This is a genomic window from Devosia sp. ZW T5_3, assembly GCF_044987315.1.
Classification (GTDB): domain Bacteria; phylum Pseudomonadota; class Alphaproteobacteria; order Rhizobiales; family Devosiaceae; genus Devosia.
Window position 1 is genome coordinate 1 of sequence record NZ_JBJDRE010000025.1, and the last position, 20,621, is coordinate 20,621.

The following is a 20,621-nucleotide window of genomic DNA, read 5'->3' on the forward strand; positions in this document are numbered from 1 at the left end:
CGCCCCGCCCGCCCAGGCGAGCCCGCGGCGCGGCTTTGGCAGTGTGGTGCTGGAGCGGGTGGTTCCCATCGCGCTGGGCGGGCAGGCAAGCGTCGAGCGCGAAAACGGCCGGGTTCGCTGGACCTTGCGTACCCATCTGGATCGGCTGACCATGGCCGACGGCGGTGCGGATTTAGGCGAAATCATCGGACCGATGCCGTAAGGCCCGGCGCTAGGTCTCGTCCGTCACGGCGTGCAGCATGGCCTTGGTGATCGCCTGTTTGGTCGAAAAATAACCCTTCCAGGGGTCGGCCAGGCTGGCCCGTGCGGCGGCGTCGGCCAGGGTGAATTGATTGGCGGCCGTGATGGTCTCCAACTCGTCCCAACTGACCGGCACCGCCGCCGGTGCCCCTTGCCGGGAGCGACTCGACCAGGGGGCGATGGCCGTGGAGCCGCGCTCATTGCGCAGGTAATCGATGAACAGCTTGCCCTTGCGCTTGGCCTTGCTCATCGTCGCGACGAAACGATCGGGCTCATTGTCGGCCAGGCGCTGGGCCAGGGCCTTGCAGAACGCCTTGACCTCCGGCCATTCCATGCTTGGGCGCAACGGCGCGATGACATGCACGCCCTTGCCGCCGGTGACCAATGGATAGCTTTCCAGATCCAGCGCTTCCAGTGCCTTGCTGATATCCCGCGCCGCCGAGCGCACCTCGGCAAAGCCCAGCCCTTTATCCGGATCGATATCGAAGATGATCCGCTCGGGCTTTTCAACCTGGTCGATATCGGCTCCCCACACATGCCATTCGAGCACATTCATCTGCGTGCCGGCGATCAGCCCGGGCAGGTCCTCGATGTAGAAATAGTCTTCCCGGCTGCCATCCTTTTCAGTGATGAGCAGCGATTTCATCGCGTCGGGGAAGCCACCGGTATCGTGTTTCTGGAAGAAGCAATATTTGGCCCGCCCCTGCGGGCAGCGCAGCAGGCTCAGCGGCCGTTTGGCGATATAGGGCAGCATCCGCTCGGCCACTGCGGCGTAATACGCCACCAGGTCCGCCTTGGTGACGCCCTGCCCCGGATAGACCACGCGATCGGGGCTGGTGAGCTTGATCCCCGCAGCTGCAGCGGCCGCAATCCCGGCCTGGGCATCGAGCTTGCCTTTTTGGGGTGCGACCGCCGGCTGTTCCAGCTCCACCTCGCCCGCCGGCTTGTCTTCGCGCAGGCCGAGGAAGGATGGATGACGCAACACCCCATCGGGGGTGAATTCGGCATAGCCGATTTCGGCCACCAGCTCTGGAGCCACCCACCGGGCAGTGCGCGCGACGGGCCTTGGCACGGCGTCGAACGGGTTGGTCTTGCGCGCCAGTCTGTCGAGCTGCTGCTGCAAGGCCTCCGCACTCTCGTTGTCGAAGCCGGTGCCGACCCGGCCGCGATAGATCAGCTTGCCCTTTTCCTTGGTTCCCAGCAGGAGCGAGGCAAAGCTCTTCTTCTTGCTCGAAGGCGACCAGCCGCCGATGACGAATTCCTGGCGGTGGACGCATTTGACCTTGAGCCAGCTCCTGGTGCGTTCGCTGCGATAGGGCGCATCCGCCTGCTTGGCGATAATGCCCTCGTGACCCTCCCGGCAGATGGCATCGAAGACCTTCTGTCCATTGCCGGTGACATGGGTGGAAAATTGCACCAGCGAGGACGCTTCGATCTTGCCCAGCAGCGTTTCGAGCCGCGCCTTGCGGTCGATCAGCTTGCTTTTGGTGAGGTCCTCGCCATCCAGCTCCAGCAGGTCAAAGGCGAAATAGGTCAGCGGCCCGCCATTGGAGAGATGCGCCTTGAGGGTGGAAAAATCGGTGCGCCCCTTGGCGTCGAAGGCGCATAATTCGCCGTCGATCAGCGCGCTGCCTTTGGTGAGCCGCGACAGCGGGGGCACGATGGCCCCGAACTGCTCGGTCCAGTCCTTGCCGGTGCGGGTGAACAGCCGAACCGTCTCGCCGGCAATGGCAGCCAGGCACCGATAGCCGTCATATTTCATTTCAAACAGCCAATCGCCGCCCGCAGGGACCTCCGAGACCAGCGTCGCCCATTGGGGAGCACGAAACTCCGGCAGGTCGGCCACGCGCTTCCCGCGCTTGGCCGGCAGCGGATTGTCGACGGCCTTGTCCTTGTCGGAATGCCAGGTCGCGTCGGCCACAACGGCGCTCCGCTTTTTGGGCTTGAGCCCTTTGGCGATGCCGGCCAGATCGCGGCCGGTAGAGACCGAGGTGGTGAAGCGCTCGACCAGGGTTTCCTTGTCCCTGGCATACTTGTCCCGATGCTTGATCAGCAGCCAGTTCTCGCGCGGCGGGCCGGATTTGCGCTTGCTGTCGCGGCCCTTCATATGGACCAGCACCCATTCTCCCTTCATGCGCTGCCCATGCAGCACCATCTTGAGGTCGCCATCCTCAAGGGCGGCCTGCGGGTCCCCGATCGGCTCCCAGGTGCCCTCATCCCACAGCATCACAGTGCCGCCGCCATATTCGCCCTCGGGAATCGTGCCCTCAAAGCCGCCATAATCGAGCGGATGATCCTCGACACGCACGGCCAGCCGCTTGTCCTCCGGATTGTCGGACGGTCCCTTGGTCACCGCCCAGCTCTTGAGCACCCCATCCAGCTCAATGCGGAAATCATAATGCAGGCGCGTCGCATCATACTTCTGCACCACAAAGCGATAACCTGTGGACTTGTCAGCGGCAGACGCGCCGGAGGGCTCCTGGGTTTTGGTGAAGTCGCGCTTGGCGCGATAATCCTTGAGCAAGGCATCCGATTGACGGGCCATGAGCTAGCTCGCTTTCTTGCGCGCCGCCTTGCTGGCAGACGGCTTTTTCTTGCCGCCTTCAAGGCTGGATTTGAGGGCGTCCATCAGGTCGACCACATTGGACTTGGCCGGCCGGCTTTCGCGCGGTTCATCCTCGGTGCTGACCTTGCGGCCCTTGCTCTTGAGCTTGCGGGCGATCAGCTCGCGCAAGGCGGCCTGGTAATGATCCTTGAACACGCCGGCATCGAACTTGTCGGTCTTTTTTTCGATCAGCGCAGTGGCGACGTCGAGCAGGTCGGCATCGGCCTTCTTGGCCGGGATGTCGGAAAAATACGGGTCCGCTTTGCGCAGCTCGTCCTGGTAATGGAGCGTCTCGAGCAGCAGGCCCTTGCCGGCAGGTTTGACAGCGACGAGATATTCCTTGCCCCGCAGCGCCAGCTGGCCCAGGCCGATCCGCTCGCTCTTGCGCAGGGCATCACGGATGACGACGAAAGCATCCTCGGCCAGCTCATCCGCCGGCACCATGTAATAGGGCTTGTCGAAATAGAGGGGGTCGATCTCGTTGCTGCCCACGAATTGGGTCAGCTCCAGCGTCTTGCGCGTCTCGAGCTTGACCGCGTCGATCTCCTCGTCGGTGAGCAGAACGTAGTCGCCCTTCTCATATTCGAAACCCTTCATGATCTCGTCCTTGTCGACCGGCCCGATCCCGTCGACGACTTTTTCATAATGGATCGGCTTGCCGGACGGCTCATGGATCTGGCGGAAGCTGGGCTTCGCATTGGCCTTGGTGGCCGTGTAGAGCTCGACGGCAATGGAGACCAGGGAAAGCCGCAATTGGCCTTTCCATATCGGACGGGTGGGCATGGCGGGCTCGGTGCTGACTGCGTGCACAGGTGCAACGGCCAGCCAAAAGCTTTGTTCCGCCCCTAGCTGTGGTCTTGGTCTTCGCGCTGATATTCGCGTCGGGTCTCGATTTCGGTATGGGCTTTTTCAAGGCGCGTCCGCCCCCGGTTGCGCATCATGCCATAGCCGATCGCCACGGCCAGCACGACAACACCCAAGGTCAACAGCACGAGCCAGAATGCTGGTCCAGATTGCATGTCGGAACTCCTTTTGAGGGCAACGAGTTGGAGATGACATGGTTGCCGTGCCGTAACGGCGGGCCGCGTGGGCTTGGCAAGCGGGTCAAGACCGCCACCCGCATGGAACCTTAAAATTGGATCTGAGCGCGCTTGCCATCTACATCGCCCTGGGCTTCGTCGCCCAATTAATCGATGGCGCCCTGGGCATGGCTTATGGGCTGATTTCCACCTCCGTCCTGCTCGCCACCGGCGCGCCGCCCGCCATTGCCAGTGCCAGCGTCCACGCCGCCGAAATGGTCACCACCGGGCTGGCCGCCGGCTCCCATGTCTGGAACAAGAATGTCGATTGGCGCATCTTCCGGCGCCTGGTGCCCGCCGGCATTGCCGGCGGTGTGGTCGGCGCCTATGTGTTGACCAACCTGCCCCAGCAGCCGGTCAAATATTTCGTCGTCCTCTATCTCAGCGCCATGGCCGTGCTGATCCTGTGGCGGCTCTTCCGCGGCTCGGCCGCCCCCAAGCCCCGCATCAGCGTCATCCCCATCGGGCTGGGTGGCGGTTTTCTCGACGCGCTGGGCGGAGGCGGCTGGGGGCCGATGGTAACATCGACCCTGATTGCCCGCGGCGACGCGGCACGCCAATCCATCGGCTCGGTCAGCGCCTCGGAATTCTTCGTGACGCTCGCCATCTCCATCACCTTCATCACCACGCTCGATTTCAGCCGCTATGGCGAAATCGTGCTGGGCCTGATCATCGGTGGCGGCATAGCGGCTCCGTTTGCCGGCTTTCTCGCCCGCGTGCTGCCGCAGCGCCTGTTGATCGGCATCGTCGCCGTCATTGTCATCGTGCTGGCCGGCTATAATTTCATGGGCCTATTGGGCCCCGGCTGACTGTGTCACTGCAGCCGCGCGGCTATAGCCTCCATCTGTTCGATCTCGCGGCGTTGCCCGGCCTGGATTTCATCGCACAGCGTTTGCAGTTCGGGATCTTCGAGCTGGGCCTCCCGGCACATCAGGATCGCCCCCGAGTGATGCGGGATCATCGAGCTGATGAATTGGCGGTCGCCGACCAGCGCCTGGCCGCGAATGGCGAGGAATGCGCCCAGGAACAGGACGGCAAAGAGCGCATAGAGCGCCAGATTGAGCGCCCGGTTGCCATACATGCCGCCCATCGTGGCGAGCATGATGATGGCCATCGGCGCCACCATGGTGACCGCCATGTAACCCATGTTGACATTATTGCGGAAATCGGCCCAGCCATCGATCATCGAGAACATCACCAGGTACATGATAATGCCGCTCAGGATCAGGTTGAGGGCCAGCATTCCATAGGCGGACTTTGACTGCTTGGAATGGTCCATCGATCGTCTCCGCTTGCTTTGCGCCTCAGTCTTCGTCGCGGCCAAACGCCTTGCGCAATTCCTGCTTGGCCTGTTCGAGCACCTTCCGCTCCTTCTGGCTCAAATTGTCGCCGGCCCGGTTGATGTAGAATGTCAGCATGGACATTGCCGATTGATACGGCTCGGCCTTGCGCCGGTGCGAGCGCTCGGCGGAGTGCTTGAGCGAGGCGGCGATTTCCCGCGGATCATCGGATTTGAAGATGTGATCTTCCAGATCCATCGCGTCGCTATGTTCGGTGACATCGGCCGACCATTTCTGTTTTGCCTTGGTCATGGTGGCTCTCCTTCCACGAGGAAAACCCCTGAACCGCCCCCGTAGTTGCGCTGGCAACCCCGGCGGTGTGCGCTGCGTTGCCCAAGGAACAAGCCAAGACCCGAGCACATTATGGCCGAACGTTCCCCAGCAGAAACCGAGATTACCTCCCTTGCCCAGGCGCGTGCGGCGGCGCGCTCCTGCACGCGATGCCCGCTCTATGAGCATGCGACCCAGACAGTGTTTGGGGAAGGTCCCCGCGACGCGCTGGTAATGTTTGTCGGGGAGCAACCGGGCGACAAGGAGGACCTGGCCGGCAAGCCCTTTATCGGGCCGGCCGGCAAGGTGCTGGATGAGGCGGTGGAAAAGACCGGCATCGACCGCCGCCGCATCTATGTCACCAATGCGGTCAAGCATTTCAAATTTATGCCGCGGGGCAAGCGGCGCCTGCATCAGCGGCCTGATGGCGGGGAAATCCAGGCCTGCAAATTCTGGCTGGAGCTGGAAATCGCCTTCATCAAGCCCAAGATCATCGTCGCGCTGGGCGCCACCGCCGCCCGCAGCCTGCTCGGCAAAACCGTCACCATCGGCAAGCTGCGCGGCGCGCCCATCAAGCGCGATGACGGCGCCACGCTCTTTGTCACCAACCACCCCTCCTACCTGTTGCGCATCCGCGACAAGGCCGACCAGGCGCGCGAGCGGGCCAGGTTCGAAGAGGAATTGAGCATGGTGCGGAACGCCATCCCCGCGCCGTGAACGGCAGGAGTGGATGGAGCTCTACAAAGCGGGGCGTTCCCCGCCTTGCGCTCAGTCGTCCGACGGCGCCGCCACCATGCCCAGGGCGCTCATATAGAGCTCGAGCAGCGCTTCCTGCTCCATGCGCTCATTGGCGTCCTGCTTGCGGATCGCCACGATCTTGCGCAGGATCTTGGTGTCGAAACCATTGCCCTTGGCTTCGGCATAGATTTCCTTGATATCGGCCGCGATGGCGGACTTTTCTTCTTCCATGCGCTCGATGCGTTCGATGAACGCACGGAGCTGGTCCTGGGCAACGCTGTCTTCGGCCATTCTCTTATCCTTCTGGTTGGGAGCATGCAGCTGTCCCGCCGGCTCCCGCCCGCGCGCATGCCGCGCGAGCAAAATATCACCCGCACAGATAGCCGCGCGGTGTTGGGCTTGGTTCAAACCCAGACCCCGCTCCGGTTCAAGCCTTTTGTGGGTCAATCCACACCCGGAACGGGCTTGAAAATGCCCGGCGGACGCAATGCGGTCACATCCTTGCGAGTCTGGCCCAATCTGCGCCCGCAATTCCGTCAAATCGCGGCTTTAGCCATTGACCTTGGCACCACCTTGTTATCAAACAGGCTCGTTTTTCCCGATGATTTCCGGCACGCTCTTGCGAACTCTCCGTCTCGGTCTAACCCTGGTCGGCGCGACGCTGACAAGCCTGGCCTTTTTTGCCATCCCGGCCAAGGCCGATCTGCGCATCTGCAACGAAACCGCCAACCTGGTTTCGGTGGCCATTGGCTATCGCGCCGATCGCGGCTGGATGAGCGAAGGCTGGTGGCAAGCCCCGCCCGGCGATTGCCGTGTATTGTACCAGGGCGATCTGCAGCGTCGCTTTTATTACATGTTCGCAGTCGATGATATCGGCGGTGGGGCCTGGGACGGTTCGGTATTCATGTGCACGCGCGACGAGACCTTTACCATCTTTGGGGTTGAGGATTGCCTGGCGCGGGGCTATGAGCGCACGGGGTTCTTTGAAATCGATACACAGAACCGTTCGGACTGGACGTTGCAGCTCACCGAGAGCGGCGTCGAGCCTTCGGTTACCGCTCCCGGCGGGCAAGATCTGGAAGATCCCTCATTTCTGGTCGATCCGAACGATGTGAACGCCGCTCCACCGCAAGACGACATTCCAGCTCCGGACGAGCCTCCCCCGCCGGACGAACCCAATAGCGAAGGCATGGATACGCAATGAGACGCATGAGACGGGCAAAGATCGTCGCCACCCTCGGGCCCGCCAGCCACGACGAGAAGATGATCGAGGAACTGGCCAAGGCCGGCGCCGACGTCTTCCGCATCAATATGAGCCATGCCAGCCACGAGCTGCTGCACCAGACCGTTGCGCGCATCCGCAGCGTCGAGGCACGGCTGAAGCATCCTTTGGGCATCCTGGTCGATCTGCAGGGTCCCAAGCTGCGCGTCTGGAAATTCGCCGAAGGCGCCATCCAGCTCGTCGCGGGCCAGAAATTCACCCTCGACAGCGACAAGAACGACACCGGCAATGCGCAGCGTGTCTACCTGCCGCATCCCGAAATCATCGAAAGCGTCTCGGTCGGTGACCGCCTGCTGCTCGACGATGGCAAGATCGCGCTCAAGGCCACCAAGGTGGGCAATGGCGCCATCGAAACCGAAGTCATCTATGGCGGCAAGCTGAGCGACAAGAAGGGCGTCTCCCTGCCCGACACGCTCCTGCCGACCGGTGCTTTGACGGAAAAGGACCATGCCGATCTACTCGAAGGCCTCAAGGCCGAAGCCGATTGGATCGCCCTCAGCTTCGTGCAGCGTCCTGAAGACATTATCGACGTCCGCAAGATCGTGCAGGGCCGCGCCGGCGTCATGGCCAAGATCGAAAAGCCCCAGGCCATCGATCGCCTTGAGGAAATCGTCAAGCTCTCCGACGCCATCATGGTGGCGCGCGGCGACCTCGGCGTCGAACTACCGCTCGAAACCGTGCCGGGCCTGCAAAAGCGCATGATCCGCATGGCTCGCCGCTATGGCAAGCCGGTGGTCGTGGCCACCCAGATGCTCGAATCCATGATCACGGCACCCGTTCCGACCCGCGCCGAAGTCTCGGACGTGTCGATCGCCGTGTTCGAAGGCGCCGACGCCATCATGCTCTCGGCCGAGTCCGCGTCGGGCCAATACCCCGTCGAAGCCGTCGCCACCATGAACAAGGTGGCCGTGGCCGTTGAGGGCGACGCCAATTATCGCGGCATCATCCGCGCCGCCCAGACCGAACCGGAGGCCACCGCCGCCGACGCCATCTCGGCGGCCACCCGCCAGGTTGCCGAAACTCTCGATCTGGCCGCCATCGTCACCTATACCGCCTCGGGCTCCACCGGCATCCGCGCTGCCCGCGAACGGCCGACCAAGCCGATCATCGTGCTCTCGCCCAACATGCGCACCATCCGCCGCATGTCGGTGGTGTGGGGCGTGCATTGCGTGCAGACCGAAGACGCGGTTTCGCTCGAAGACATGGTCGATCGCGCCTGCGTCATCGCCTATCAGGAGGGCTTTGCCCGCCCCGGCGACCGCGTGGCCATCACCGCCGGCATTCCCCTGGGCACGCCCGGCGCCACCAATATGCTGCGCATCGCCTTCGTCCGCCAGGACGGCGCCGGCTCCAGTTGAGGGCTTAGAGGCCACTGCTCCAAATCGAAAAGGCCCGCCCCGTGCGGGCCTTTTGCATTTCCAGAGCGGATCAACCATGTTGGCCTTGCAAGCAGGGGGAGAAGGCATGCAGGGCATCGAGCTATCGCGCGGTTTCTACACCGATATCGTTCGCCCCTGGCTGCGCGACGTGGCGCCGGACCTCCGCTATTCGGCATCATTGACCACCTACGGCTCGGAGCTGCTGGGCTTTGACGATGAGACCTCGCGTGACCACAATTGGGGACCGCGCGTCCATATCATCGTCACACGGGCACAGTTCGATGCGCTTGCGCGCCAGCTGGTCGATGAATTTTCCAAGATTGCACCGGCCAGCTATCGCGGCGAGCCCATGGGCTGGCGCAACCGGCCGCATCCGCCAGCCAATGGCGTGGAAGCGGCGGGAGCGCTGGAACACGGGCTGGAGTTTCATACGCTCGAAGCACTCCTCGGAGGGCATTTCGCAATACGGTCGGCGGAAGGGCTCGATCCCCTGCAATGGCTGGGCTTTGCCGAACAGAAGCTGCTCGCCTTTACCTCAGCTCCCGTCTTTCACGACGACGATGGTCGCCTGCGTCATGCCCAGGACCGCTTGGTCTATTACCCAGACGATGTCTGGTTGTACAAAATCGCCTGCCAGTGGCGGCGCATTGCCGAGGAGCAGGCCTTTGTCGGCCGCGCGGGCCAAGTGGGCGACGATCTCGGCTCGCGGGTCATCGCTGCGCGCCTGGCTCGGGACGTGATGCGAATGGGCTTTCTGCTCGAACGACGCTACGCGCCTTATTCAAAATGGTTCGGTAGCGGTTTTGCCAGGCTCCCGATTGCGGCATCGCTCTCGCCGCACCTGCAGCGGGCCCTGCTATCGAGTGAATGGACCGAGCGCCAGGACGCGCTTGCTGCGGCCTATCTGGAACTGGCGCGGCACCAGAACGCCATTGGCGTCGCCCGCTTCGAGCCGATTGTCGGCCCCTACCATGAACGACCGTTTACGACCATCAACGCCGATGCTGCCGTGGCGGCGGCGCATGCGGCGATATCGGATGCCGCGATCAAGCGCCTGCCGATTGTCGGCGCCCTGGATCAGGTCAGCGACCTGACGCCGCTGCTGCAGGACGCCAGGCTCTCCCAACGCATGATGCGCCAGCTGCACGAGTGATTACGTCCTGCGCGCCTCGAGCAGGCTCTTCAGCGTCAGAAAATCCGTGGTGATCCACTCTACCGCCGAGGTAAATTCCGCCTCGCTCATGCCCGGCCGCTGATAGAAGGTGAAGGTCAGCTCGGTGCCATCCTGATTGGGCATGACCCGCATCGGCGTATAGAGCAGCGGCTCGCCCGGCACGAAGACGGCATGGTCCAGCACGCCGAATGCATTGGCCGGGGTGAAGCGGAAATGACGTTTGCCAAAGGGCGTGTCGGCCTGCCAATCGCCATTGCCGACGGGCTTGTAGCTCGCCTTGTCCACCGCGGCCCATTCGCCATAATTGCGCGGCTGCGAGAGAAACCGGTAGGTCGCCTCGTAGGGATACTCGATCTGGATGCTGATCGTATGCGAGCGGCGCATCGGCCTTCTGTGCAACACAAATGGGGTAGAAAAACAAAAGCCCGCTTACGCGGGCTTGAGTCAACTCAACATTGGTAGAAACGCTTAGCCCTGACGGGCCTTGTAGCGCTTGTCCACCTTGTTGATGATGTAAACCCGGCCGCGACGGCGGACGAGCTTATTCGCGCGGTGGCGAGTCATCAGCGCCTTCAGCGAGTTGCGGATCTTCATCTTGGTATCCTCGGTCAAACAAAAAGGGCGCCCAAGAGTTTTCTCTAAGCGCCGCCCGGAAACTTGGGGGCATACATAGGGAAAATGCCCCGCCCTGTCAACGCGCCAAAGCCATGGTTTTCACCGCAAATCAGCCTATCGGGAACAGCACCGAAAAAAGCACCGATAACGACGATCCGAGCAAACCAAGCTATTATGGCAAATCGCTAAAAACCGCAGGCCAGCTGATGGACCGCCAGCCCTTCGACCTCGCCTCCCTCACCAAAGCCAGCCAGACCGGCCCCCGCTTTATCTGCAAAATGCTGGCGGGCGATCCGGGATACAAGCACCACGTCATTACTGAAGACGACTTCTTCATCGCCTTTCTCAGCAAATATCCCACCCTGCCGGGCTATTCGATTGTCTGCCCCAAGGCTCATATCGAAGACTTGGCCGATGGCCTTGCGCCACGTGACTACCTGAAGCTTCAGTCACATGTGCACCGGCTGTCCCGTGCGCTTAAACAGGTCTTCGATGCCGAGCGCATCTATGTGCTTTCGCTCGGTAGCCAATCGGGCAATAGCCATATCCATTGGCACGTCGTGCCGCTGCCCAAGGGTGTGCCCTATGAGCAGCAGCAATATCACGCGCTGATGGCAGAAAACGGCGTGCTCAAACTCCCGGACGCCGAAATGGCTGATATAGCAGCGCGAATTGCTGCGGCCCTGGCAGCACTGGGAGACTAAACCCCCAGCACCGCCTCTTCCGGCACTTCGATTTCGCGCCAGCGATGGCACGCCACCAACCTTCCGCCATCAATGGTTTCGAGCGGCGGGCGTTGTTCGGCGCAGAAGGGTTTGGCGAAGCGGCAGCGCGTGCGGAAGGTGCAGCCCGAAGGCGGATTGATCGGGGAAGGAATTTCCCCCTTGAGCGCATCGATATTGCGTTGTCGCGCCAGTTTGGGATCGGGGATCGGCACCGCCGTCAGTAGCGCCCGCGTATAGGGATGCTTGGGCTCTTCGTAAATCTCGTCGCCCGTTGCCAGTTCGACGATGCGCCCCAGATAGAGCACCAGGATGCGATCCGACACATGCCGCACCACCGAGAGGTTGTGCGAGATGAAAATCAGCGTCAGCCCGAACTCATCCTTGAGTTCGCTCAACAGGTTGAGAATCTGCGCCTGGATCGACACGTCCAGCGCGGAAACCGGCTCGTCGCACACGATCAGCTTGGGTTCGGTGATCAGCGCCCTGGCAATGCCGATACGCTGCGCCTGCCCGCCTGAAAATTCGTGCGGATAGCGGTTGATCATTTCGGGCAATAGCCCCACCGCTTCCATGGTCTTGAGCACGCGGGCACGCCGCTCGTCCTTTTTCAGCTCCGGCCGCAGCGTACGCAACGGATCGGCAATGATCTCGCCCACCGTCATGCGCGGGTTGAGCGAAGCCAGCGGGTCCTGGAAAATGATCTGCAGGTCCTGCCGCCGCTTGCGCATTTCCTCGGCCGGCAGCTTGGTCAAATCCTGCCCCAACCACAGCACCTGCCCCTCGTCGGGGCTGAGCAATTGCAGGATGCAGCGGCCCAGCGTGGATTTACCGCAACCGCTCTCGCCCACAATGCCCAGCGTCTCGCCCTGGCGGATGGTGAAATTGATATTTTCCAGCGCCGTCAGCGTCAGCGGCCGCGCGAACAGGCCCGAGGAAATCGCAAAGGTCTTTTTGAGATTTTTGATTTCGAGCAGATTGATCGGGGTCTGGTCCATCATGCGACCTTTCCGTAAGTCATCGGGCCCTCATAGAAGCAGGCCTTTTCCCGTCCATTGCCGGTATCGGTCAAAGGCGGGCGTTCATTGAGGCAGCGGTCGAACGCAAAGGCGCAACGCGGGTTGAACGAGCACCCCTTGGGCAGGTGTTCAAGGCTGGGCGGCAGGCCCTGGATCGGATCGAGCCGCTCGGCGCGCTTGGCGATGTGGGGCGTCGAATGCAAGAGGCCCAGCGTATAGGGATGGCGCGGATCGTAGAACAGATCGTCGGTCACGCCCTTTTCCACGGCGCGCCCGCCATACATCACCATCATGCGGTCGGCGATGCCGGCCACCACACCCAGATCGTGCGTGATCAGCACCAGCGACGTGCCGAAATCGTCGGTCAGCGTCTTGAACAGGTCCAGCATCTGCGCCTGCACTGTCACGTCGAGCGCCGTGGTCGGCTCGTCCGCAATCAGAATCTTGGGCTGGCACAGCAGCGCCATGGCGATCATCACGCGCTGCCGCATGCCGCCCGAGAGCTCATGCGGATAGGCATTGGCGCGCTTGGCGGGTTCGGGAATGCCGACCCGCTCGAGCATTTCCACGGCCGATTTGATCGCTTTGCCCTTCTCGAAGCCGCGATGTTTGACCAGCACTTCGGCCAGTTGTGTCTTGACCCGCAATGTGGGGTTGAGCGAGGTCATCGGATCCTGGAAGATCATCGCGATATCCTTGCCGCGATAGATATCCAGCTGCCTGGGCGCTAGCCCGATCAGGTTGACATCGCCCATCATGGCGCGCCCGCCGGTGCGGCCATTCTTGGCCAAGAGGCCCATAATGGCGAGAAAGGCCTGGCTCTTGCCCGATCCGCTCTCGCCCACTACGGCCAGGGTCTCCCCTTCCGACAGGGCGAAATTCATCTCGCGCACGGCATGCACTTCGCTCTCATGCAGAGCGAAGGTCACCGACATGTCTTCCACTTTAAGGACTTGTTTCATGTTAGCGATCCTTGGGGTCGAGCGCGTCGCGCAACCCGTCCCCGATATAGGTAAAGCAGAGCAGGAGCGTCACCAGCACGCCGGCCGGGGCCAGCAGCATCCAGGGCAGCACTTCCGCCACCGGGGCGCCGAACGAAATCAGCGTGCCCAGCGAGGTCTGTGGCTCCTGCACGCCAAGGCCGAGATAGGAGAGGAAGCTCTCGGCAATGATGACTTCGGGAATGGTGAGCGTGGCATAGATCACCACCGGACCGGTCAGGTTCGGCACGATATGGCGCAGGATGATGGTCCAGGGCTTGGCCCCGCCAGCGCGCGCTGCCTCGACGAATTCCTTCTCCTTGAGCGATAGTGTCTGCCCACGCACGATGCGCGCCATGGTCAGCCATTCGATCGCCCCAATGCCCACGAACAGCAGCACCGGATTGCGCCCGAACATAACCACGAGGATAATGACGAACAGGATATAGGGCAGCGCATACATGATATCGACGATGCGCATCATCACCGCATCGACCCGGCCGCCGAAATAGCCGGCCACCGCGCCATAAACCACCCCGATCGAGACCGACACGATGGTGGCGACACCCGCCACAATCAGGCTCATCTGGGTGCCCTGCAGCACGCGGGCCAGCATGTCGCGGCCATTCTGGTCGGTGCCGAAATAATGGCCCTTGGCGAAATCGGGTGGCTTGCGAATGGCGGTCCAATCGACCTCGGCATAGCCCCAGGTGAGGAAATACGGCCCGATAAACGCTGCCAGCACGATGAAGATGACGAGGAAGATCGCCACCACCGAAGCCTTGTTGCGCTTGAGGCGCCTGATGGCGTCCTGCGTCAGCGAGCGGCCCTTGGGCGCATCCAGCGTTTCGAGCTTACGCGCATAGGCGCTGAGGACTTCGTCTTTTCCAGTAATCCCGGCCATCAGCGATACCTCACCTTGGGGTCAAGCCAGGCATAGAGGAGATCGACCAGAAGATTGAGCGCCAGGATAATGAACATGTAAAGGATAGTCGTTCCCAGAACGATGCCGTAGTCGCGGTTCAGCGCTGCGGTGACGAAATATTTGCCGATCCCCGGCAGGCCGAAAATCTGCTCGACGGCGAGCGAGCCGGTGAGCAGATAGGAGAGCCCCGGCCCCAGATAGGAGACTACCGGCAACAATGCCGGCTTGATGGCGTGGCGCGCCAGCACCAGCCGCTGCCCAAGGCCCTTGGATTTAGCGGTGCGCACATAATTGGTGCCCAGCACCTCGATCATCGAACCACGCATCAGCCGCGAAATACGCGCCGCATGCGGCCAGGCCAGCACCGTCACCGGCAAGACCAGATGCCAGGCCGAACCATTGACCCAGCCGCCCGCCGGCAGCCAGCCCAGATAGACGCCGAACCACAGCTGCAGGATCGCCGCCATCAGGAAATTCGGCACCACCACGCCCAGCATCACCACCAGCACCAGCACGTAATCGGGCCATTTGTTCTGGTTCACCGCGGCGATCATGCCGGCGACAATGCCGATGCTCGTGGCGATCACGAAGGCAGTTAGCGCCACGGTCAGGGTGAAGGGGAAGCCGATGCGGATCAGCTGGCTCACATTGAAGCCGTCGATCACCATGGACGGACCCAGATCCCCATGCAGCAGCCGCCACAGATAGATGAAGTACTGGTTGATCAGGGGCTGATCGAGATTGTAATGCGCCCGCAGATTGGCGAGCACCGTGGGGGGGAGCGCACGCTCACCATCGAACGGACCGCCCGGTGCCAGGCGCAGAATGAAAAAGCAGACGGTTACGGCAATCAATGCGATCGGAATGGCCGATAGCACGCGCCGCAGGGCATAACCCAACATGATTGTAAACCTTTGCTATCCAGGGCGCTGCGTCCACGCGCGCTCGCCGGAATAAAAGAGATCGTGGGAGCCGGTCGGGCCCCCACGATCATCAAGCCCTTGGGCTTACTCGGCCTTGGTCAGCCAGCGCGTACGGTGGATGTCCTTGGCATTGTCTTCAAAGCCGGTGATCTTGGGCGATACCAGGTTCTTGGACACATACCAGTAGATCGGGATGGCCGCGAACTCGTCCATGGCCAGCTTTTCAGCTTCATGCAGCAGGCCAGCGCGCTTGACCAGATCCAGCTCCGAAGACGCTTCGGTGGTCAGGCGGTCGAATTCGGCATTCGAATAGCGGCCGTAATTGTTGCCCCAGTTGATCGAATCGCCCTGCTTGGTGCCGGTGCGCAGCAGATCAAGCGTGTTGGAGGCATCGGAATAGTCGAGCAGCCAGCCGGCGCGGCCGACATTGAAGTCACCGGCACGCAGCGCATCGTAATGCACGGCAGTTTCGGCATTGAACAGCTCGACCTTCACACCGATCGGCTCCCACATGGCGGCAATCGCCACGGCGATACGCTGGTGGTTGTCATTGGTGTTGTAGCGCAGCTGCAGGGTCAGCGGCTTTTCCGGCGTATAGCCAGCCGCGGCCATCAATTCCTTGGCCTTGGCGACGCGCTCTTCATAGGGCTGCTTGGACCATTCGGGCAGATAGACTTCGCCTTCATAATTGGCGGTGCCTTCAGGAACCCAGCCATAGGCCGGCAATTCGCCAGTGCCCAGGATATCGGGGCCGATCACGTCGCGCAGCACCGAGATCGACAGCGCTTCACGAATATTGGGATCGTTCAGCGGCGGCTTTTCCTGGTTCAGCACATAGTAATAAATGCCCAGGAACGGCTCGACATGGGCCTGGCCCGGCAGATTGTCCTGGATCCACTGATACTGGTCAGCAGGGAAATCGGTCAGGATGTCGAATTCACCGGCGCGGTAGCGATTGAGCGCCGCAGCCTGGTCTTCCAGCACGTGGTAATAGACCTCGTCGATCTTCACGTTCGCTGCGTCGTAGTAATCTTCGTTCTTGACCGAATGGACATAGGAGCCCGGCAGCCATTCGGTGATCTTGAACGGGCCATTGGCAACGATGTGGTCGATGTTGGTCCAGGCATCGCCATATTCGTCCACCAGGTGCTTTGGCACCGGATAGGCGGTGTAATGGGTGAGCGCCTGCAGGAAGAACGGGGTCGCCGCTTCCAGCGTGATCTCGACGGTCTTGTCATCGAGGGCCTTGACGCCGAGCTGGCTGAAATCGGTGATTTCGCCCGAGTTGATGGCCTCGGCATTCTTGATCGGATATTGCAGATAGGCATATTCCGACGCCGTCGCCGGATTCATCAGGCGCTGGAAGGCGAACACGAAATCTTCGGCCGTGACGGGCTCGCCATCGGTCCACTTGATGCCTTCGCGCAGATGGAAGGTATAGACCGTGCCGTCCTCGGAAATGTCCCAGCTCTCGGCCTGGCCCGGAATGGCGTCGGCCTTGATGTCTTCGGTGACCAGACCCTCGATATAGTCGCCGACAATGCGGTTTTCCCAGTCGCCCGACACCTTGTGCGGATCAAGCGAACCCGGATCACCGCCATTATGCATCTGCAGCGTGACGGCCGAAGCGGCCGTGCTCATCATCAGCGCCACGGCGCCGGCGGCCGCTACCGCTGTCAGGGTTTTGTGAAGTTTCATGCTCGTTCCCATCTCCTTTTGGAGTTTCCTGAGTTTTTTCTTGTCCCGCGCGTTTGTTGCAGCGGGTGGGTAGTCTTGTGGCCGTCAGATTTGACCCGACGGTCAAGATTGCTGGACGGTATTACGCAATTCCGTCCACTGACAAGTAAAACATTGACCTAAGCGTCAAGGCCGCGGGAATTATTAACATGCTGTGAAGCCTGAGAGACACAGCCTCTTCAAGCGCCGCCCAGCAGGCCCGCTTGCCGGATGAAGTAGATGGCGACCGCGATCGCCACCAGCGCCACGAAAGGCACCCAGCCCGGCAGCGGACCGCGTGGCTTTTTCACCGGCGGCTCGGGCTGTTTCTCGATGCGGCGGAATTTAACGACATTGTCGCTCATAGCGGGCTCTCTACCAAAGCCGCGACACCCATGCCGCCGGCCGTACACACCGAAATCAAAGCCCGTTTTCCCGGTTCCGTCGACAGCAATTTGGCCGTAAGCCCCAAAATCCGCGCGCCGGTGGCGGCAAAGGGATGCCCATAGGCGAGACTCGACCCCTTCACGTTGATCTTAGCCGGATCGATCACACCCATCACGGCATCGCGCCCCAGCACATCTTTGCAATACGCCGGATCGTTCCACGCCTTGAGCGTGCACAGCACCTGCGCGGCGAATGCCTCATGCAGTTCGAAATAGTCGATATCGTCAAACCCGATCCCGGCCCGCGCCAGCAGTTCCGACACCGCAATGGTGGGCGCCATCAGCAATCCTTCTCCATGCGCAAAGTCATTGCCGGCGACCCGCCCCATGGTCAGATAGGCCAGCACCGGCAATCCCCGTGCCCGCGCCCAATCCTCGCTCGCCAACAGCACCGCGCTGGCCCCATCGGTCAGCGGCGTCGAATTGGCTGCCGTCAGCGTGCCCAGGCCCGAGCTCTTGTCGAAGGCCGGCTTGAGGCTGGTCATTTTCTCGAGATTGGTGTCGGCCCGCACATTATTGTCACGCACCAGGCCAGCACAACTCACCAGCAGGTCGTCGTGAAACCCTTCGTCATAAGCCTTGGCCGCATTGCGATGACTGGCCACGGCCAGCTCATCCTGCGCTTGGCGCGAAATTCCCCAATTGCGCGCCATCAGCTCGCAATGCTCGCCCATGGAGAGGCCCGTGCGGGGCTCCTGCGTCGAAGGCGCCACCGGCCGCAACTCGCCAAACGAAAATCCCTTGAACGCTCCGAACTTCTCGCCAGTCGAACGCGCCTTGGACAATTCGATCATCCGGTGCTGGAATTTGTTGCCGAACACCACCGGCGCATCGCTGACCGTATCCGAACCCGCCGCAATGGCGTTCTCGATTTCGCCAGTGGCAATCTTGGCGCCCAGCACCAGCGCCGCCTGCAGGCTCGTGCCGCAGGCGATCTGGATATTGGTCCCCGGGGTGCGCGGCGAAAACCCCGCGTCGAGCGTTGCTTCCCGCGCCAGATTGAAATCCCGGCTATGTCCGATGACGGCGCCCGCCATCACCTCATCAATCTTTTCGCCCTTGAGCCCAAACTTATCCGCGAGCCCACCCAACGCCGTCGCCAGCAACGACAGATTGGTTTCGTCGGCATAGGCCGTGTGGCCCCGCGCGAACGGCGTCCGGGCCAACCCGACAATGGCAACTCTACGCAATTCGGCCATGTCTCAAGCCCTCCCATCCGCACGTGCTTTGAGGGGGCCACCGAGGAACGGCGCAAAGCCCGTCCCCAGGATCACCCCGATATCGGCCAGCCCTGCATTGGCGACCACGCCCTCGGCCACTACCACTTCGGTCGTGTCGACCAGCGGCTGCACCAGCTCACGCCCCAGTCCAGCCAAGTCGGCATGGGGCGGCGTCTCGCCCTTTTGCGCCTTGCCATCGACCCACTTGTAAAAGCCTTCGCCAGTCTTGCGGCCGAGCTTACCCGCGCTCACCAGCCCGGCGAATTTGGACTCCGCCGGCACCGCCTGCCCCAGTTCCCGCGCCACCGATTGCCCGACATCGAGTCCAACCGTGTCCATCAGCTCGATGGGCCCCATCGGCATGCCGAAGGCCACTGCGGCAGCATCAAGCAATTCCTTGCTCTCGCCCGCCTCAACTCGCTTTACTGCCCCCAACATGTACGGCATCAGCACCCGGTTCACGAGGAACCCCGGCGCCGACTTGACCACCACCGGTGACTTGCCAATCGCCAGCGCAAAACCCGCCCCCTTGCCGATTTCAGCATCAGAATTGAACGTGGACCGGATCACCTCCACCAGCGGCAGCTGCGCCACCGGATTAAAGAAATGCAGCCCGATCAGCCGCGCCGGGTCCTTCAGCCCCTCGGCAATCCGCTCCAATTCAATCGATGATGTATTGGTTGCCAGAATGGCGCCGGGCTTGAGCTGATCCTCGATCCCGCTGAAAATCGCCTGCTTGACCTCAAGCTTTTCCACCACCGCCTCGATGATCACATCGGCCCGCGCTACGCCCTTGCCGGTCGGGTCCGCTTCAAGCCGCAGCATGGCCGTATCGACCTCGCGCTTGCTCTTGAGGCGCTTCTTGAACAGCGCCTTGCCCCGCTCCAGCGCCGGCTTGATGCGCTCCATGTCGATATCCTGCAGCGTCACCGCCATGCCGCGCAGCGCGCACCAGGCCGCAATATCGCCGCCCATCACCCCCGCCCCAATCACATGCACCCGCGCAAATTTGGCGCCCTTGGCTCCCTGCTTCTTGAGGCTCTCCGAGGCAAAAAACACCCGCCGCAGATTGGTTGCCGTCTCCGTCCCCATCAGCGGCACGAAAGCGTCGATCTCGCCCCGGCTCATCGCCTGCCAGTCATTGCCATGTGCCTCGAACAAATCGATCAGCGCGAACGGGGCCGGATAATGCTCCTTGCGCGCCTTCTTGCTCGCCTGTTCGCGCATCTTGCTCGCCACATAGCCGCGGATTGGCCCCATCGCCATCAAGCGTTTGATCGGCGCCGCGGCGACGCTCTTGCGCTTCTGCAACACCGCCTTGCGTCCCTCCCAGGCCAGCATGTCGCGGTGCCGCACCAGTCTATCGACCAGGTTCAGCCCCCGCGCCGCACCGGCCGTGAGCATCTTGCCCGTCAGCATGGTCCCCATGGCATCAACCGGCCCCGCCTGCCGGATCGAGCGCCCCGTGCCGCCAAAGCCGGGAAAAATCCCCAGATTGACCTCGGGAAAGCCGATCCGCGTCTTCTCGTCATTGACCGCGATGCGATAGTGGCACGCCAGCGCCAGCTCCAACCCGCCGCCCAGGCAGAACCCGTGTATCCCCGCCACCACCGGCACTTTGAGCCTTTCGATCCGTGTAAACAGCGCATGCGTGCGCTTCAGCGCCTCCGGCAGCACCGAAAAGTCGCTCATCGCATCGAATTCGCTGACATCGGCCCCGGCAATGAACCCGGTATCCTTGCCGCTGAGCAGGATCACCCCGATCACTTCGCCCGAGCTCGCCAGATCCTCGATCCGCGCCACCAGCGTCTCGAGCTCCATGATCGCCTCGCGGCTGAGCGTATTGACCCCCGCTCCCTGCGTGTTGATCGTCAGCCAGCCCAGCTTTTCCACGTCGGTGTGAAAGCTCCAATGCTTGGTCACCGTCTCCTGCAGCGCAATCATTTTG

Annotated in this window: 22 protein-coding genes and 1 pseudogene; 7 read left to right on the top strand and 16 right to left on the bottom strand. The window is 62.0% G+C overall.

The window, feature by feature from the left end; genetic code table 11:
- Positions 1-202, top strand: a pseudogene (locus ACI3KW_RS21875) (hypothetical protein); the annotation flags it as partial.
- A gap of 9 nt (positions 203-211) precedes the next feature.
- Here the strand turns inward: ACI3KW_RS21875 and ligD are convergent.
- From ligD to ACI3KW_RS21890, 3 genes are all read right to left on the bottom strand, one after another.
- Positions 212-2,785 (bottom strand): DNA ligase D, encoded by a 2,574-nt coding sequence (gene ligD, locus ACI3KW_RS21880; RefSeq protein ID WP_404849846.1) that lies wholly within the window; start codon positions 2,783-2,785, stop codon positions 212-214.
- 3 nt (positions 2,786-2,788) lie between these two features.
- Positions 2,789-3,628 carry a Ku protein gene (locus ACI3KW_RS21885; RefSeq protein ID WP_404849847.1) on the bottom strand — a complete coding sequence of 280 codons (840 nt, stop codon included), beginning with the start codon at positions 3,626-3,628 and terminating at the stop codon, positions 2,789-2,791.
- 62 nt (positions 3,629-3,690) lie between these two features.
- Positions 3,691-3,864 (bottom strand): hypothetical protein, encoded by a 174-nt coding sequence (locus ACI3KW_RS21890; RefSeq protein ID WP_162740312.1) that lies wholly within the window; start codon positions 3,862-3,864, stop codon positions 3,691-3,693.
- Positions 3,865-3,980: 116 nt separating this feature from the next.
- On the opposite strand from ACI3KW_RS21890, the gene ACI3KW_RS21895 reads away from it, so the two are divergent.
- Entirely contained in the window at positions 3,981-4,733 is a 753-nt protein-coding gene (locus ACI3KW_RS21895; protein WP_404849848.1) for a sulfite exporter TauE/SafE family protein, read from the top strand.
- Positions 4,734-4,738: 5 nt separating this feature from the next.
- Here the strand turns inward: ACI3KW_RS21895 and ACI3KW_RS21900 are convergent, their stop codons facing one another.
- Positions 4,739-5,167, bottom strand: coding sequence for a DUF305 domain-containing protein (locus ACI3KW_RS21900; RefSeq protein ID WP_404849868.1), 429 nt, complete (start codon positions 5,165-5,167; stop codon positions 4,739-4,741).
- A gap of 61 nt (positions 5,168-5,228) precedes the next feature.
- Positions 5,229-5,516, bottom strand: a complete 288-nt coding sequence (locus ACI3KW_RS21905) for a DUF3175 domain-containing protein (protein ID WP_404849849.1) — start codon at positions 5,514-5,516, stop codon at positions 5,229-5,231.
- A 45-nt stretch (positions 5,517-5,561) separates the two neighbouring features.
- Here ACI3KW_RS21905 and ACI3KW_RS21910 point away from each other — a divergent pair, with 45 nt between their 5' ends.
- Positions 5,562-6,251: a UdgX family uracil-DNA binding protein gene (locus ACI3KW_RS21910; RefSeq protein ID WP_404849850.1), complete on the top strand. Its 690-nt coding sequence runs from the start codon at positions 5,562-5,564 to the stop codon at positions 6,249-6,251.
- A gap of 51 nt (positions 6,252-6,302) precedes the next feature.
- Here ACI3KW_RS21910 and ACI3KW_RS21915 read toward each other — a convergent pair whose 3' ends face one another.
- A complete protein-coding gene (locus tag ACI3KW_RS21915) occupies positions 6,303-6,563 on the bottom strand; it encodes a DUF2312 domain-containing protein (protein WP_035098656.1) in 261 nt (86 codons plus the stop codon).
- Positions 6,564-6,891: 328 nt separating this feature from the next.
- On the opposite strand from ACI3KW_RS21915, the gene ACI3KW_RS21920 reads away from it, so the two are divergent.
- From ACI3KW_RS21920 to ACI3KW_RS21930, 3 genes are all read left to right on the top strand, one after another.
- The gene (locus ACI3KW_RS21920) at positions 6,892-7,476 is read left to right on the top strand and encodes a DUF1036 domain-containing protein (RefSeq protein ID WP_262171539.1); all 585 of its coding nucleotides are present in this window, start codon (positions 6,892-6,894) and stop codon (positions 7,474-7,476) included.
- Positions 7,473-8,912, top strand: a complete 1,440-nt coding sequence (gene pyk / locus ACI3KW_RS21925) for a pyruvate kinase (protein WP_404849851.1) — start codon at positions 7,473-7,475, stop codon at positions 8,910-8,912. The genes ACI3KW_RS21920 and pyk overlap by 4 nt, the downstream gene beginning before the upstream one ends.
- A 76-nt stretch (positions 8,913-8,988) precedes the next feature.
- Positions 8,989-10,086, top strand: coding sequence for a DUF4037 domain-containing protein (locus ACI3KW_RS21930; protein ID WP_404849852.1), 1,098 nt, complete (start codon positions 8,989-8,991; stop codon positions 10,084-10,086).
- Here the strand turns inward: ACI3KW_RS21930 and ACI3KW_RS21935 are convergent, their stop codons facing one another.
- The gene (locus tag ACI3KW_RS21935) at positions 10,087-10,491 is read right to left on the bottom strand and encodes an SRPBCC family protein (protein ID WP_404849853.1); all 405 of its coding nucleotides are present in this window, start codon (positions 10,489-10,491) and stop codon (positions 10,087-10,089) included.
- A gap of 84 nt (positions 10,492-10,575) precedes the next feature.
- Entirely contained in the window at positions 10,576-10,701 is a 126-nt protein-coding gene (gene ykgO / locus ACI3KW_RS21940) for a type B 50S ribosomal protein L36 (RefSeq protein WP_035098668.1), read from the bottom strand.
- Positions 10,702-10,925: 224 nt separating this feature from the next.
- Here ykgO and ACI3KW_RS21945 point away from each other — a divergent pair, with 224 nt between their 5' ends.
- Positions 10,926-11,426 (top strand): HIT family protein, encoded by a 501-nt coding sequence (locus ACI3KW_RS21945; RefSeq protein ID WP_404849869.1) that lies wholly within the window; start codon positions 10,926-10,928, stop codon positions 11,424-11,426.
- On the opposite strand, the gene ACI3KW_RS21950 is transcribed toward ACI3KW_RS21945, so the two are convergent.
- The 8 genes from ACI3KW_RS21950 to ACI3KW_RS21985 form a co-directional block, all read right to left on the bottom strand.
- Positions 11,423-12,445, bottom strand: a complete 1,023-nt coding sequence (locus tag ACI3KW_RS21950) for an ABC transporter ATP-binding protein (protein ID WP_113122459.1) — start codon at positions 12,443-12,445, stop codon at positions 11,423-11,425. The genes ACI3KW_RS21945 and ACI3KW_RS21950 overlap by 4 nt on opposite strands.
- On the bottom strand, positions 12,442-13,425 hold the full coding sequence (locus tag ACI3KW_RS21955; RefSeq protein ID WP_262171533.1) for an ABC transporter ATP-binding protein: 984 nt from the start codon (positions 13,423-13,425) through the stop codon (positions 12,442-12,444). Before ACI3KW_RS21955 ends, ACI3KW_RS21950 begins: the two co-directional genes overlap by 4 nt.
- Position 13,426: 1 nt before the next feature.
- Complete coding sequence (locus tag ACI3KW_RS21960; protein ID WP_113122457.1) at positions 13,427-14,347, bottom strand: ABC transporter permease; 921 nt, start codon at positions 14,345-14,347, stop codon at positions 13,427-13,429.
- Entirely contained in the window at positions 14,347-15,270 is a 924-nt protein-coding gene (locus tag ACI3KW_RS21965) for an ABC transporter permease subunit (RefSeq protein WP_113122456.1), read from the bottom strand. The genes ACI3KW_RS21960 and ACI3KW_RS21965 overlap by 1 nt, the downstream gene beginning before the upstream one ends.
- A 105-nt stretch (positions 15,271-15,375) precedes the next feature.
- Positions 15,376-16,989 (bottom strand): peptide ABC transporter substrate-binding protein, encoded by a 1,614-nt coding sequence (locus ACI3KW_RS21970; protein WP_404849854.1) that lies wholly within the window; start codon positions 16,987-16,989, stop codon positions 15,376-15,378.
- A gap of 218 nt (positions 16,990-17,207) precedes the next feature.
- The gene (locus ACI3KW_RS21975) at positions 17,208-17,372 is read right to left on the bottom strand and encodes a hypothetical protein (RefSeq protein ID WP_262171529.1); all 165 of its coding nucleotides are present in this window, start codon (positions 17,370-17,372) and stop codon (positions 17,208-17,210) included.
- Complete coding sequence (locus tag ACI3KW_RS21980; protein WP_404849855.1) at positions 17,369-18,652, bottom strand: acetyl-CoA C-acetyltransferase; 1,284 nt, start codon at positions 18,650-18,652, stop codon at positions 17,369-17,371. The genes ACI3KW_RS21975 and ACI3KW_RS21980 overlap by 4 nt, the downstream gene beginning before the upstream one ends.
- A gap of 3 nt (positions 18,653-18,655) precedes the next feature.
- A complete protein-coding gene (locus tag ACI3KW_RS21985) occupies positions 18,656-20,617 on the bottom strand; it encodes a 3-hydroxyacyl-CoA dehydrogenase NAD-binding domain-containing protein (protein WP_404849856.1) in 1,962 nt (653 codons plus the stop codon).
- Between the last annotated feature and the right edge of the window lie 4 nt (positions 20,618-20,621).